General features: G+C 61.7%; 15 protein-coding genes. 2 read left to right on the forward strand and 13 right to left on the reverse strand.

Annotation, left to right across the window (positions count from 1 at the left end; all coding sequences use genetic code 11):
- Window positions 1-19 precede the first annotated feature (19 nt).
- The 11 genes from QRN33_RS22170 to QRN33_RS22220 all read right to left on the reverse strand — a co-directional run bounded on the left by QRN33_RS22170 (window position 20) and on the right by QRN33_RS22220 (window position 9785).
- The gene (locus QRN33_RS22170; RefSeq protein ID WP_285410124.1) at window positions 20-511 is read right to left on the reverse strand and encodes a DUF2878 domain-containing protein; all 492 of its coding nucleotides are present in this window, start codon (window positions 509-511) and stop codon (window positions 20-22) included.
- A complete protein-coding gene (locus QRN33_RS22175) occupies window positions 504-1769 on the reverse strand; it encodes an SAM-dependent methyltransferase (RefSeq protein WP_285410125.1) in 1266 nt (421 codons plus the stop codon). Before QRN33_RS22175 ends, QRN33_RS22170 begins: the two co-directional genes overlap by 8 nt.
- On the reverse strand, window positions 1756-2571 hold the full coding sequence (locus QRN33_RS22180) for a DUF1365 domain-containing protein (protein ID WP_285410126.1): 816 nt from the start codon (window positions 2569-2571) through the stop codon (window positions 1756-1758). The genes QRN33_RS22175 and QRN33_RS22180 overlap by 14 nt, the downstream gene beginning before the upstream one ends.
- Entirely contained in the window at window positions 2568-3815 is a 1248-nt protein-coding gene (locus QRN33_RS22185) for an NAD(P)/FAD-dependent oxidoreductase (RefSeq protein ID WP_285410127.1), read from the reverse strand. Before QRN33_RS22185 ends, QRN33_RS22180 begins: the two co-directional genes overlap by 4 nt.
- Entirely contained in the window at window positions 3812-4594 is a 783-nt protein-coding gene (locus QRN33_RS22190) for an SDR family NAD(P)-dependent oxidoreductase (protein ID WP_227973059.1), read from the reverse strand. The genes QRN33_RS22185 and QRN33_RS22190 overlap by 4 nt, the downstream gene beginning before the upstream one ends.
- A complete protein-coding gene (locus QRN33_RS22195; protein ID WP_042609712.1) occupies window positions 4591-5013 on the reverse strand; it encodes a nuclear transport factor 2 family protein in 423 nt (140 codons plus the stop codon). Before QRN33_RS22195 ends, QRN33_RS22190 begins: the two co-directional genes overlap by 4 nt.
- A complete protein-coding gene (phrB, locus tag QRN33_RS22200; RefSeq protein ID WP_285410128.1) occupies window positions 5006-6451 on the reverse strand; it encodes a deoxyribodipyrimidine photo-lyase in 1446 nt (481 codons plus the stop codon). Before phrB ends, QRN33_RS22195 begins: the two co-directional genes overlap by 8 nt.
- A 16-nt stretch (window positions 6452-6467) precedes the next feature.
- Window positions 6468-7409, reverse strand: a complete 942-nt coding sequence (locus QRN33_RS22205) for a MerR family transcriptional regulator (RefSeq protein ID WP_281923634.1) — start codon at window positions 7407-7409, stop codon at window positions 6468-6470.
- Window positions 7409-8371, reverse strand: a complete 963-nt coding sequence (locus QRN33_RS22210) for a YbgA family protein (protein ID WP_042609715.1) — start codon at window positions 8369-8371, stop codon at window positions 7409-7411. The genes QRN33_RS22205 and QRN33_RS22210 overlap by 1 nt, the downstream gene beginning before the upstream one ends.
- Window positions 8372-8586: 215 nt before the next feature.
- On the reverse strand, window positions 8587-8802 hold the full coding sequence (locus QRN33_RS22215) for a TIGR02450 family Trp-rich protein (protein WP_042609716.1): 216 nt from the start codon (window positions 8800-8802) through the stop codon (window positions 8587-8589).
- On the reverse strand, window positions 8799-9785 hold the full coding sequence (locus QRN33_RS22220) for an NAD(P)/FAD-dependent oxidoreductase (protein WP_042609717.1): 987 nt from the start codon (window positions 9783-9785) through the stop codon (window positions 8799-8801). The genes QRN33_RS22215 and QRN33_RS22220 overlap by 4 nt, the downstream gene beginning before the upstream one ends.
- A gap of 197 nt (window positions 9786-9982) precedes the next feature.
- On the opposite strand from QRN33_RS22220, the gene QRN33_RS22225 reads away from it, so the two are divergent.
- Both QRN33_RS22225 and hemH read left to right on the forward strand, forming a co-directional pair.
- The gene (locus QRN33_RS22225; RefSeq protein ID WP_042609718.1) at window positions 9983-10885 is read left to right on the forward strand and encodes a TIGR01777 family oxidoreductase; all 903 of its coding nucleotides are present in this window, start codon (window positions 9983-9985) and stop codon (window positions 10883-10885) included.
- Window positions 10886-10898: 13 nt separating this feature from the next.
- Window positions 10899-11924, forward strand: a complete 1026-nt coding sequence (hemH, locus tag QRN33_RS22230) for a ferrochelatase (protein ID WP_227973057.1) — start codon at window positions 10899-10901, stop codon at window positions 11922-11924.
- A gap of 102 nt (window positions 11925-12026) precedes the next feature.
- Here hemH and QRN33_RS22235 read toward each other — a convergent pair whose 3' ends face one another.
- On the reverse strand, window positions 12027-13301 hold the full coding sequence (locus tag QRN33_RS22235; protein ID WP_027612217.1) for a uracil-xanthine permease family protein: 1275 nt from the start codon (window positions 13299-13301) through the stop codon (window positions 12027-12029).
- Between the two features lie 2 nt (window positions 13302-13303).
- A complete protein-coding gene (upp, locus tag QRN33_RS22240; RefSeq protein WP_024014279.1) occupies window positions 13304-13942 on the reverse strand; it encodes a uracil phosphoribosyltransferase in 639 nt (212 codons plus the stop codon).
- Window positions 13943-14104: the final 162 nt, after the last annotated feature.

Below are 14104 nucleotides of genomic sequence, written 5' to 3' on the forward strand. Positions count from 1 at the left end.
TGAAAGCGCTGACGGACGCTCATGGCGCCAGCCGTCGCGCCATCATGTGCAGCAGCGGAAACAGCCCGGCCCAGAGCACGCCGATCACCATCAGCGTCGGCACTTCGCCGTAGGGAAAGTGCACGCCGGCCAGGCGTCCGCCGCCGTAGTACGACAACGCACCGCCCACCGCGCCAAGTGCGCTGGCCAGCCACCATGGCCGTGCGCTCCAGGCCAGACAATGACGCAATGTGGTGGCGAGCAGCGCCCAGAGCAGCATCAGCCACAACGGAATCAACGGTGCAGCATCTTCGAAGCGGAACACGTCGAGGTAACGCAAAACACTGTCTACCGCCGTGCCGACAATCACCACGGACAGCATCAGCCGACCTTCCGCCGCCCAACTGCTGATCCAGCGCAGATGAATGACCAGCGCCGCCAGTGCGAGCAACAGCCACAAACTGTTGCCGCCGATGACGCAGGCCAGCCAGCCGAGCTGGAACAGCACGGCATTGGCGAGGCGCTCAAGCATCGAAGCGACCGAGCAGCGGCGCGGTCATCGCCGCCGGTTTCGCCAGCAGCAATTGCGCGGTGCCGATAGTCCGCTCGAGGAATCCGCCCTCGCAGTAGCAAAGGTAGAACTCCCACAAGCGCAGGAAATAATCGTCGTAACCCAATTCGTTCAAGCGACCATGGGCGAGGCGAAAGTTCTCGTGCCACAGGCGCAATGTCTTGGCGTAATGCAGGCCGAAATCTTCCATGTGCAGCAGGTTCATGTCGGTCTCGCGACTGACCACATCGAGCATCTTGTGCACCGAGGGCAGGGCGCCGCCGGGGAAGATGTAGCGCTGGATGAAGTCGACGCGGCGTTTCGCCTGTTCGTAGCGTTGCTCGCGAATGGTGATCGCCTGGAGCAGCATCAGGCCGTTGCTCTTGAGCAACTGCGCGCATTGCTTGAAATAGGTCGGCAGGAACCGATGGCCGACCGCTTCGATCATCTCGATCGACACCAGTTTGTCGTACTCGCCGCTGAGGTCGCGGTAGTCCTTGAGCAGGAGCGTGACGCGATCCTGCAAGCCGAGTTGTTCGATGCGTTTGGCAGTGAACGCGAACTGCTCTTTGGACAGGGTCGTGGTGGTCACGCGGCAGCCATAATGCTGCGCCGCGTACAGCGCCATGCTGCCCCAACCGGTGCCGATTTCCAGCAGGTGATCGCTGGGCTTGAGCGCGAGTTTCTGGCAGATGCGTTCGAGTTTGTTCAGTTGCGCCTGTTCCAGGGTGTCGCTTGGGGAGAGGAACTGGGCGGCGGAATACATCATGGTCGGGTCGAGGAACTGTTCGAACAGTTCATTGCCGAGGTCGTAATGCGCGGCGATGTTTTTTTGTGAGCCCTTGCGCGTGTTGCGATTGAGCCAGTGCAGGCCTTGCACGAAGGGCCGGCCGAGTCGCGCCAGGCCACCCTCCATGGCGTCGAGCACCTCGAGATTGCTGACGAACACGCGCACCACCGCGGTCAGGTCCGGCGAACTCCAATAGCCGTGGATGAATGCTTCGCCGGCGCCGATCGAGCCGTTGCTGGCAACCATGCCCCACAGCGCCGGATCGAGCACATGGACCTCGCCGAGCAAGGCGCTGCCCGGTGTGCCAAAGAGCATCTGTTCGCCATCCTCGACGATCATCAATTGTCCGTGTTTGAGCTGCGCCAGCTGTCGCAGCACGCCACGGCGCAGCAGCGAGCCGGTCAGGCCGTTGGTGCTGAAGCGACCGAGCGGCAGGCTAGAGGATTTCATGGTGCGGCTCCTTCGGAGGCACGGTGGCGGTTTGAAAGCTGCCGTCGGCAGGCTGATGAGCGAAAATCGGCGCGCGCTTGAGCAGCAGTCGCAGCGCTTGCCAGTAGATCGCCAGGGCGGTTTTTGCGGTCATCCACGGGAAGCGGCGCAGATAGCGGTGCAGGCTGCGTCGATCGAGCGGTTCGCGGCGCAGATTCAACGTGGCGTCGAACAGTTTTTCGCTGCCCTGCCAATCGGCCATGTGCACGCCGAGGCTTTGCGCGGCCGGGCTGAAACTCATGCGATATTCGAGGTCGCGGGGCAGGAACGGCGAGACGTGAAAGGCCTTGGCCACGGCGAAATGTTGATGAAAGTCCACCAGACTGGTCGGTGTCTGCGCCGGCAGCACGTAGTGATAACGCTCGCGCCATGGCGTATTGGTTACCTCACAAACGATGGCCGCGAGTTGCCCGTCGGCTTCGTGGCAATAGAAGAAACTCACCGGATTGAACGACAGCCCCCAACTGCGCGGCTGAGTCAAAAGGCACACCGCGCCCCGTGGCTCATGACCGATGGCCGCGCCCACCTGCTGGCGCACCGCGTCGATCAGACGGATGCCCTTGCCGGTGAAAGCTTTCAGGTAATCGGTCTCTCGAAACGAGAACGGCGCAAAGCGACTACGCCCCGCCAGCGGTGACAAGCCCAATACGGCGTCCTGCTCGCTCAGGTCGAGATAGAGCAAACCGATGCGGTAGCGGAATTCGTGACGGCGCGGCGAGAAACGTCGATGGCCGATGACGCCGCTGTAGAGAGCACTGTTCACAGGGTTTCACCGAACGCAGCGGCCACGCGCAAGCCGCTGACCACGCCATCCTCATGGAAGCCATTGGCCCAGTAGGCGCCGCAATAGTGCGTGTGCTGCTCGCCATCGAGTTCGCCCCAGCGGTTTTGCGCCGCTGCGGCAGCCAAAGTGTATTGCGGGTGGGCGTAGGTGTAGCGGGCCAGCACTTTGTCCGGGGTGATGCCGGCGGTCTGGTTGAGGCTGACGCAGAATGTAGTGTCGCTCTCGATGCCCTGCAGGATGTTCATGTTGTAGGTGACCGCCGCGCGAGTATGACCGGCGCCGCCGAGGCGATAGTTCCAGCTGGCCCAGGCCAGTTTGCGCGCTGGCAACAGGCGCGTGTCGGTGTGCAGCACCACGTCGTTGTCGGCGTAGAGCAGGGCGCCGAGAATCGAGCGCTCGGCCTCGCTCGGATTGCCCAGCAACTTCAGGGCCTGATCGCTGTGGCAGGCAAACACCACTTTGTCGAAATGTTCGAGGCCGGCCGGGCTGTGGATAACCACGCCGTGCTGATTGCGCTCGACGCGGCTGACCGGGCAGTTCAGGCGAATCCTGTCGTGGAATGAGGCGGTCAGTGGCGCGATGTAGGCACTGGAACCGCCTTCGATGACTTGCCATTGCGGGCGATCACTGACCGACAGCAGGCCATGATTCTTGAAAAAGCGCAGGAAAAACTGCAGCGGGAAATTAAGCATTTCCGCCATCGGCATCGACCAGATCGCCGCGCCCATCGGCACGATGTAATGCAGGATGAAGCGTTCACCGTAGCCGCCAGCCTTGAGGTAATCGTCGAGGGTAGTGTCGGCGGCGATGCGCAGTTCCATCAGGTCACGCTGGGCTTCCTTGTTGAAGCGCAGAATGTCGCGCAGCATGCCCCAGAACCCCGGCGACAACAGATTGCTGCGCTGGGCGAACAGGCTGTTGAGGTTGTTGCCGTTGTACTCGACGCCGGTGTCCGGGTCGGTCACCGAAAAGCTCATTTCGGTCGGCTTGAACGCCACGCCGAGCTGGTTGAGCAAGCGAATGAAGTTCGGGTAGGTCCAGTCGTTGAACACGATGAAGCCGGTGTCGATGGCGAATGGCTGCCCGGCCACGCTGACCGGCACGGTATGGGTATGCCCGCCGACCCAGTCACTCGCTTCGAAGACGGTGATGTCGTGGCGGCGGTTCAGCAGGTAAGCGCAGGTCAGCCCGGCGATACCGCTGCCAATCACGGCGATTTTCATATCGGGTCCCGCTGCGGTGGGTTCTTGCGCACCATGCGTTTGCCGATCGCCAGTTGCGCGCGGGCCGGCAGCTTCGACAGTGGCCAAAGCGCCGCCATGAACAGCCCCGGGAAAGCAATTTCCAGCGGCCGGTCCTTGAGTTTGGCGAAGATGTGCCGCGCCGCTTTATCCGCGGGCCAGCTCAGCGGCATCGGGAAATCGTTTCTCTCGGTCAGCGGCGTCTCGACAAAACCCGGGCTGATGATAGTGACGTCAATGCCTTCGTCCGCCAGATCGATGCGCAGCGATTCGAACAGGTAACGCAGCCCGGCCTTCGATGCGCCGTAGGCTTCGGCCCGTGGCAGGGGCAGGTAGGTCACCGAGCTGGCCATGCCGACCAGATGCGGCGTGGTGCCTTTGCGCAGCAGCGGCAGGGCGGCTTCGATGCAGTAGCTGCTGGCGAGCAGATTGGTGCGCACCACGTGCTCGATGATCGAGGAGTCGAACTGGCGCGCGTCGACATATTCACAGGTGCCGGCGTTGAGAATCACGCTGTCCAGCGAGCCCCAAGCGTCGCCGATCCGCTCGCCGATTTCGCGCACGGTCTGACTGTTGGTCAGATCGCCGGGCACCACCAGTACCTGGCCCGGATAACGCTGCGACAAGACTTTCAGCGGCGCGACCGAGCGCGAACTGACCGCCAGGTGCGCGCCGCTTTTCAGAATGTCCTCGCACAATGCTGCACCGATGCCACTGCTGGCGCCGGTCAACCAATACCGCCGTGGAGGTGTACGACTCATCCCATTCTCCTTTTCAGCCAGGCAATCACCCGGCCCAATATTGGCAAGTGTTCATACAGCAGCGCCCCGGCATCGAAATAATCCCGATGGCGATAAACCTTGTCGCGCCAGAGCAGGTGCGAACAGCCGCCAACCCGGATTTCCCGGCCTTTGGCCAGACGCGGGTGGCGATAGCTCATGACCCAGCGCAGATAACCTTCGCCTGCGCCGATCTGGTCGAAACCGTGAAAGTCGAAGCGTAGATCACTGACGTTGGCGTACAGCTCTTTGAAGTAATCCTGCAGTTGCGCCAGGCCCTGAACTTCGTGCAGTGGATCGGTGAAATGAATGTCGTCGCTGTACAGCTCGCCCAAGCGATGCAGATTGTCTTTGTTCAACCCGGAAAACTCGCGGGCGAAGCTGCGCAGGAATTCACTCATCGCCGCCACTCGCATGCTGGCGCGACGGCAGGTTCTTGAACGCCGTCAGCGCACGTTCGCGTGAGGCGCTGAGGTTGACGATCGGCGCCGGATAATCCGCCACGCCGAACAGCCCTCCGGCGCCCGCCGGATTGTGCACTTCCTTTTTGTTGAGCCCGGCCAGTTCCGGCAACCAGTGCTTGATGAACACGCCCTCGGCGTCGAATTTTTCCGACTGGCTCAACGGGTTGAAAATACGGAAGTACGGCGCCGAGTCGGTGCCGGTCGACGAGCTCCACTGCCAACCGCCGTTGTTCGCCGCCAGGTCGCCATCGATCAGGTGGCGCATGAAAAAGCGTTCGCCCTCGCGCCAGTCGATCAGCAGGTTTTTGGTCAGGAACATCGCCACGACCATGCGCAGGCGATTGTGCATCCAGCCGGTTTCAAGCAACTGACGCATCGCCGCGTCGATGATCGGCAGGCCGGTGCGTGCCTCTTGCCAGGCCTTGAGCTCCTCCGGCGCATCGCGCCAGGCCAGCGCCTCGGTTTCCGGGCGAAAAGCGCGGTGCCGCGAGACGCGTGGATAGCCGACCAGAATATGTTTGTAGAATTCGCGCCAGAGCAGCTCGTTGATCCAGGTCACCGCGCCGACCTTGCCGCTTTCGAACTCGCCCTGATTGCTTTGCAGAGCGGCGTGCAGGCACTGGCGTGGCGAGATCACCCCGGCGGCGAGGTACGCCGACAATTGGCTGGTACCGGGTTTGGCCGGAAAGTCGCGTTCGCTGCGGTAATAATCGATCTGCGCATCGGTGAAAGTGTCGAGTCGGCGCTGCGCCTCTTGCTCACCGGCCGGCCACAACGTGCGCAGGGATTCACTCGGCGTGGCGAAGCCTTTGACTGCCTCGGGAATGGCATCGCTGGCGATATCCAGCGCGGCCTGTTTGCCGGGTGCCTTGACCAGCGCCGGCATCGAGCGGTGCAGGCGTTCGTAACAGACCTTGCGGAACTGACTGAACACCTGAAAGTAGGTACCGGTCTTGGTCAGCACTGTGCCGGGTTTGAACAGCAATTGATCCAGATAGCTGTGGAATTCAATACCCTCGGCCTGCAACGTTTCGGCGACGGCATCATCGCGGCGGCTTTCGTGAACGCCGTATTCTTCGTTGACGTGCACTGCTTCGATCTTCAATTGCCGGCAGAGCTTGAGCAGTTCTGCCGGCGCCTGATCCCAGTGCGGCGCGCTGCGAATCAACAGCGGGATGTTCAGTGCGCCGAGGCTCTGGCTCAGTTCGCGCAGGTTGCGCAACCAGAAATCCACCTTGCATGGCGCATCGTCGTGTTCCAGCCACTGCTGGGGGCTCAACAGATACACCGCCACCGTCGGGCCGCGCGCCGCAGCGGCCGCGAGGGCAGTGTTGTCATGTTGGCGCAGGTCGCTGCGCAGCCAGATCAGTTGCATGTGATTAGACCCATCATCAAATCAATCCGCGTTCGAGCAGCGCCTGGTGTGCCGCAAGCGGATCTTCGGCGAGGAACAGCTCGGCAGTCTGAGCGGTGCGAGCGGACAGCTCGCTGTGGTGGATGTGCACTGCGGGGCCGGCAATCAGGGTTGGGCAATTGACGTTCGCCAGCAGTTTCGGCAACTGCGCCAGTTGCATGGCTTTGCTCGAATACAGCAGCACGCCACGGGCTTGCAGATGCTCGACGGTGAGTGCCAGTTCACCGGCCGGCAGCGGCCAGTCGAAGACTTGCACCGGGCAGTCGGCACTGCTGATCAGCCATGCGCACAGCCACAGGTGCGGTTCCAGCGGCAGGTCGGAATGATTGATCAACAGCAGCGGCGCCGAATGCAGCTGGCGGTTGTTATGGTAGATGCGTGCACCGAATTTGCTGCGCAGCCAGGAATAGAAAAACGTCCGCTCCATCTGCGCGCCGAACTGGCCCTGCCAGCGCTGTTCGAGTTCGGCCAGCAGCGGCATCAGCAATTGCTCGCACAAGGTCCGGGGCGGGTACAGGGCGATGGCCTGATTGACGCTGTCATCCAGCGTGCGCTCATTCAGTGCGGTGACCGCCGAAAGCAACGTCTGTCGCAGGCGCTGCCAGTCGTTCTCCACGGTCTCGGTGAAGGCCTGCGGGGCGTCGAGCAATGGCTTGACCTGACTGACCGCCACCCCACGGTTCAGCCAGGTGAGAATGGCCATGATTCGCTGCACATGTTCAGCGCTATACAGTCGATGGCCCTTGGGCGTGCGCTGGGGCACCACTAGCCCGTAGCGACGTTCCCACGCACGCAGGGTGATGGCGTTGACGCCGGTTTGCCGCGCGACTTCGCGAATCGGCAACCAGCCCTCGTCGAGGGCTTTCTTGAAGTCGGCGCCGAGGTCTTCCCGGGCGCTGCTGTCGGTTTTATCGTTCATTAGATCGCATTTCGCAGACTGAGGTTTTCCGGATGCGGCTGCAGGTAAACCTGTTGCGCGATGTACGGGTCCGGATGGAGTCGAAAGTGGTGTTTAAGCAGCGTCAGAGGCACCACCAGCGGCACGATGCCCTGGCGGTACTGGCCGATGACCTGTTGCATTTCCTGTTTGTCTTCGGCACTCAGCGATTGTTTCAAATATCCGCTGAGGTGCAGCAGCACATTGCAATGGGTGCCGCGAGTGGCGCATTTCTTCAGCGCGGCCATCAGTTCGCTGAAGTAGCGCGGGCCGAGTTCGGCGGGATCGCTGTCGGCCATGTTGCCGAGCAGTTTGCCCAGGGTTTTGTATTGCAGCGGGTTGTGCGCCATCAGCAGGTACTTGTAGCGCGAGTGGAATTCGGTGAGCGCGCGGCGGCTGAGGCCCTGAGCGAGCACTTGTTGCCAGGCGCTGTAGGCGAGCACGCGGGTGATGAAGTTTTCCCGCAGCACCGGATCGTTGAGGCGCCCGGCTTCTTCTACCGGCAAGTCCGGGTGTCGGGCACAGAACGCCTGCGCGTAGATGCCACGTCCGCCGCCGTTCACCGGGGCGCCGTTGGCGTGATAGACCTTGACCCGTTCCAGTCCGCAGGACGGCGACTGCTGCATGAAGATGTAGCCGCAAAGGTCCTGCAGCTCGCCGGCCATTTTCTCGCCGTACTCGGCCAGCGGCCTGGTGACGTTGATGGTCCGGTCGACGGTGCCGATGGCTTCGGGTTGCTCAGGGTCGCCGACCAGCCGGATCGGCTCGCGGGGAATGCCCATGCCGATGGCGACTTCCGGGCACAACGGGACGAAATCGAAATATTCCGCGAGGGTACGGCTGCACAGCCGCGATTCCTTGTGCCCACCGTTGTAGCGCACTTCTTCGCCCAACAGGCAGGCGCTGATCGCAATCTTCGGCTTGGACAGGGAAGCTGTAGACATGAGCACCTCGAATCTATACCTGTACAGAGAGTTATCTCTGTACAACTTTTCCTCAGCATAGATCGATGGATGTACAAGTCAAATGTTTTGTATAAGATTTTTCGTGCGGCGCTGAATCTGTGGGAGTGAGCCTGCTCGCGAAAGCGGTGGATCAGTCAATGATTTCGTATCTGATACAGCTCTTTCGCGAGCAGGCTCGCTCCTACAGTGGGAATTTATTTCCAGCCCAGTACCCAGTTTTCATTGTCCTGAAGCGTTCGCCAATCCATTCGCTCGCTACGCTGGGTCAGCACCGCCTGCAACTCGACCTCGAGTACCGTGCCTTCTTCATCGCGGATCAGTTCGGTGACCAGAAAATGCTTTTCGCGATTCTGCGGGTGGGCTGCTGTCCATTTCGACAGCAGCAGTTTGCGTGGATTGATCCGATTCATTGCAGGTGTTCGTGCAAGCGACGTGCAGCCTCCTGACCGCTGAGCCAGGCGCCTTCGACGCGACCCGACAGACACCAGTCGCCACAGGCATACAAACCCAGATCGGCGTCGGCCAGGGTGGTCCATTCGTGGCCGGTCGCGGGGCGCGCGTAGAGCCAGCGGTGGGCGAGGCTGAAGGTTGGCGCAGGCATGGCACTGTGCAGCAGTTCGGCGAAAGCGCCATGCAGATGCTCGATGACCGCTTCCTTGGACAGATCAATGTGCTGTCGGCTCCAGGCGCTGGTCGCATGCAGCACCCAAGTGTCGAGGGTGGTGTCGCGCCCGGGTTTGCTGCGGTTGCGTGCCAGCCAGTCAAGCGGGCTGTCCTGCACGAAGCAGCCTTCGATCGGCGTATCGAGCGGGGTTTCGAAGGCGAGGGCGACGGCCCAGGTCGGCTCCATTTTCACCCCGGCAGCAACGCCGGCGAGTTTCGGCGCGGCGGCCAGCAGCGCGGTGGCTTGCGGTGCCGGCGTGGCGATCACCACATGGCTGAAGGGGCCGTGGGTACAGCCGTCGGCGTCTTGCAGATGCCAGTGTTCTTCGCCGCGATAGACCTCGGTGATGCGGCAGGCAAACTGCACATCCAGACCATCGAGCAGGCCGCGGGTGATGGCGCTCATGCGCGGCGTACCGACCCAGCGGGTCTGCTCGTCCGGCGACATGTTCAGTTGTCCGCCCTGGAAAGTGTATAGCTGCGGCGTCCACTCGGCGGCCCAGCCCTGGCTCTGCCAGCGCTGCACTTCGGTAACGAAACGCCGGTCACGCGCGGTGAAGTATTGAGCGCCCATGTCCAGCGAGCCAGCGTCGCTGCGCTTGCTCGACATGCGCCCGCCGCTGCCACGGCTTTTATCGAACAGTTGAACGGTATGCCCGGTCTCTGTCAGAGCCTGGGCGGCGGAGAGCCCGGCGATGCCGGTGCCAATGATTGCGATAGGTACAGTCATAGGGGCCTCGTTTACCTTTCTGTACAGACTACGCCGTCGATGAAACCTGTACAATTCTGTTTTTTGGTATAACTTCTAGCGTTCTCGTTCTGACAGCTTGGCCTATTGTTAAACCATAGAGCCTGCCCGATAGAAAAGATCCCTGCCTATAAAAATAGACTAGTGATCCGGGTTAAACGCCACGCGAGGAAGATGTCATGCACATATTGCTGACCGGCGGTACTGGTTTGATCGGACGTCAGCTCTGCCGACACTGGCTGGAGCAGGGCCATCGCCTGACGGTGTGGAGTCGCCGCGCGGAAAAGGTCGCGCAGATCTGCGGCCCGCAAGTGCGCGGGATTGCGCGGCTGGAGGACCTCGGCGAAGAGCCGCTGGATGCGATCGTCAATCTCGCCGGCGCGCCGATTGCCGATCGCCCCTGGACCCATCGTCGCAAGGCATTGCTCTGGAGCAGTCGCATCACACTGACAGAAACGCTGCTCGCGTGGCTGGAAACTCGTGCGCAGAAACCGTCGCTGCTGATTTCCGGCTCGGCGATCGGCTGGTACGGCGACGGTGGCGAGCGCGAATTGACTGAAGAGTCGCCGCCCGGCATCGACGACTTCGCCAGTCAGTTGTGCATCGCCTGGGAAGAAACCGCGCTGCGCGCCGAGAACCTCGGCATCCGCGTGGTGCTGGTGCGAACCGGTCTGGTGCTGTCGGCCGAGGGCGGCTTTTTGTCGCGGCTGTTGCTGCCGTTCAAGCTCGGGCTCGGCGGGCCGTTGGGCAATGGCCGGCAGTGGATGCCATGGATTCACATCGACGATCAAATCGCCCTGATTGATTTTCTTCTGCACCGCAATCAGGCCAGCGGTCCTTATAATGCCTGCGCGCCGAAACCTGTGCGCAACCGCGAATTTGCCAAGACCCTGGGCAGCGTATTGCACCGCCCGGTGTTCATGCCGATGCCGACCCTGGCGCTGAAAGTCATGCTCGGCGAGTTGTCACTGTTATTGCTCGGCGGCCAGCGTGCGACGCCGGCACGCCTGCTGGAAGCGGGATTCAGCTTCCGCTTCACGGATTTACGCGCGGCCCTGGATGATCTCTCCAGCCGCCTCTGAAATAGGACGTTGCATGACCGATCACGCTTTGCTTCTGGTCAACCTGGGCTCTCCGGCCTCCACCTCGGTGGCCGATGTGCGCAGCTACCTCAATCAATTTCTGATGGACCCGTACGTGATTGATCTGCCGTGGCCGCTGCGGCGGCTGCTGGTGTCGCTGATCCTGATCAAGCGTCCCGAGCAATCGGCCCATGCCTATGCGTCGATCTGGTGGGAGGAGGGCTCGCCGCTGGTGGTGCTCAGCCGCCGCTTGCAGGAGCAGATGACCCGAACGTGGAAACACGGTCCGGTGGATCTGGCGATGCGTTATGGCGAGCCGTCGATCGAAACCTGTCTGCTGCGTCTGGTGAAGGCCGGACACCGGAAAATCACGCTGGCGCCGCTGTATCCGCAGTTCGCCGACAGCACCACGACCACGGTGATCGAAGAAGCCCGACGCGTGCTGCGCGAGAAGAAACTCGACGTGCAGCTGTCGATCCTGCAACCGTTCTACGATCAGCCGGAATACATCGAGGCACTGGCCGCCAGCGCGCGCCCACATCTGCAGCAGGATTACGACCATCTGCTGCTGAGTTTTCACGGCTTGCCTGAGCGGCATCTGAGCAAACTCGACCCGACAGGCGATCACTGCCTCAAGGGCGCCGATTGCTGCCAGACCGCCTCTGCGGCGGTATTGGCGACCTGTTATCGCGCGCAGTGTTTCCGCACCGCCGCCGCCTTCGCCAAAACCATGGGCCTGGCGGACGGCAAGTGGTCGGTGTCGTTTCAGTCCCGCCTGGGCCGGGCGAAATGGATCGAGCCGTACACCGAAGCGCGGCTGGATGAACTGGCGAAAAGCGGGGTGAAAAAGATTCTGGTGATGTGCCCGGCGTTCGTCGCCGATTGCATCGAGACGCTGGAAGAGATCGGCGATCGCGGCAAGGAACAATTCCGCGAAGCGGGGGGCGAGGAACTGGTGCTGGTGCCGTGCCTGAACGACGACGCGCAATGGGCCAAGGCCTTGGCCACCCTCTGCGAAAGAGCGCCGCTGGCCCTTTAAAGCAAATCGCGAGCAGGCTCACTCCTACAGGTATTGCGTTGACCTTGTAGGAGTGAGCCTGCTCGCGATAGCTATCTGTCAGGCAGTAAAAATCTTCAGGCGTTAAATCAGCGGCTCATCCGCTTTCTTGTTCTTCCAGCCGTCATTACCCGGCAGGATCAGGTTCAGCGCAATCGCCACCACCGCGCACAGCGCGATGCCTTTGAGGCCGAAGTCGTCCGGACCGGTGCCGGTGCCGACCAGCACGCCGCCAATGCCAAACACCAGCGTCACCGAGACGATCACCAGGTTGCGCGCTTCGCCCAGGTCGATCTTGTGGCGGATCAGGGTGTTCATGCCCACCGCCGCAATCGAACCGAACAACAAGCACAGAATCCCGCCCATCACCGGCACCGGAATGCTTTGCAGCAGCGCGCCGAACTTGCCGATGAAGGCCAGGGTGATGGCGAAGATCGCCGCCCAGGTCATGATTTTCGGGTTGTAGTTCTTGGTCAGCATCACTGCGCCGGTGACTTCGGCGTAAGTGGTGTTGGGCGGGCCACCGAACAGGCCGGCGGCGGTGGTGGCGATACCGTCACCAAGCAGGGTGCGATGCAGGCCCGGCTTCTTCAGGTAATCGCGACCGGTCACGCTACCCACGGCAATCACACCGCCGATGTGCTCGATCGCCGGAGCCAGTGCCACCGGAACGATGAACAGAATCGCCTGCCAGTTGAACTCCGGCGCGGTGAAATGCGGCAGGGCGAACCAAGGCGCGGCAGCAATTTTCGCCGTGTCGACCACGCCGAAATAGAACGACATGGCAAAACCCACCAGCACGCCGGAAATGATCGGCACCAGCCGGAAGATGCCTTTGCCGAACACCGCCACGATCAACGTGGTCAGCAGCGCCGGCATGGAAATCATCATCGCCGTCTGATAGTGGATCAGCTCGGTGCCGTCACCGGCCTTGCCCATCGCCATGTTCGCGGCAATCGGCGCCATGGCCAGGCCGATGGAAATGATCACCGGACCGATCACCACCGGTGGCAGCAACCGGTCAATGAAGCCGGTGCCTTTGATCTTCACGGCCAGGCCCAGGAAGGTGTAGACGAAACCGGCCGCCATCACTCCGCCCATGGTCGCGGCGAGGCCGAACTGGCCCTTGGCGAGGATGATCGGTGTGATGAAAGCGAAGCTCGACGCGAGGAACACCGGCACCTGACGCCCGGTGACGATCTGGAACAGGATCGTCCCCAGACCTGCGGTAAACAGTGCCACGTTCGGGTCCAGGCCCGTGATCAGTGGCATCAGCACCAAAGCGCCGAAAGCCACGAACAGCATCTGCGCGCCGGACAGCACCGTGCGCCAGAGCGGATCGTTGAACTCTTGCTGCATGGTTACGCGTCCTTCTGCTTGGTGCCGAAGATCTTGTCACCGGCGTCGCCAAGCCCAGGAATGATGTAGCCGTGCTCGTTCAAGCGCTCATCGATGGATGCGGTGTAGATGGTCACGTCCGGGTGCGCCTGTTCTACGGCGGCAATGCCTTCCGGCGCGGCGACCAGAACCATGGCGCGGATGTCGCGGCATCCGGCCTTCTTGAGCAGGTCGATGGTGGCAACCATGGAACTGCCGGTGGCGAGCATCGGGTCGATGATCATCGCCAGACGTTCGTCGATTTCCGGTACCAGTTTTTCCAGATAGGTGTGCGCTTGCAGGGTTTCTTCGTTGCGGGCCACGCCCACGGCGGAGACCTTGGCACCCGGAATCAGGCTGAGCACGCCTTCGAGCATGCCGATGCCGGCACGCAGGATCGGCACGACGGTGATCTTCTTGCCGGCGATCTTCTCCACCGACACAGTGCCGCACCAGCCGGCAATGTCGTAGGATTCGAGCGGCAAATCTTTTGTAGCTTCATAGGTCAACAGGGCGCCGACTTCCTGAGCGAGCTCGCGGAAATTCTTGGTGCTGATGTCAGCGCGGCGCATCAGGCCGAGTTTATGACGGATCAGCGGATGGCGGATCTCGAGGATGGGCATGGGAAAGGCTCCGGCGGCGGGCAAAAAAACCGGCCTAGATTAATCTATCCGAGGGTGATGTCCTATAGGACATTCTGTACGTTAGTCCATAAGAGCTTGATTCGACCTCGCGGGATGCGTACCTTTGCCCGCTTTTCCAATTCCGCCAACCCCTGGAGAGCG

Source organism: Pseudomonas sp. FR229a, assembly GCF_030209115.1.
Lineage (GTDB): Bacteria > Pseudomonadota > Gammaproteobacteria > Pseudomonadales > Pseudomonadaceae > Aquipseudomonas > Aquipseudomonas moraviensis_A.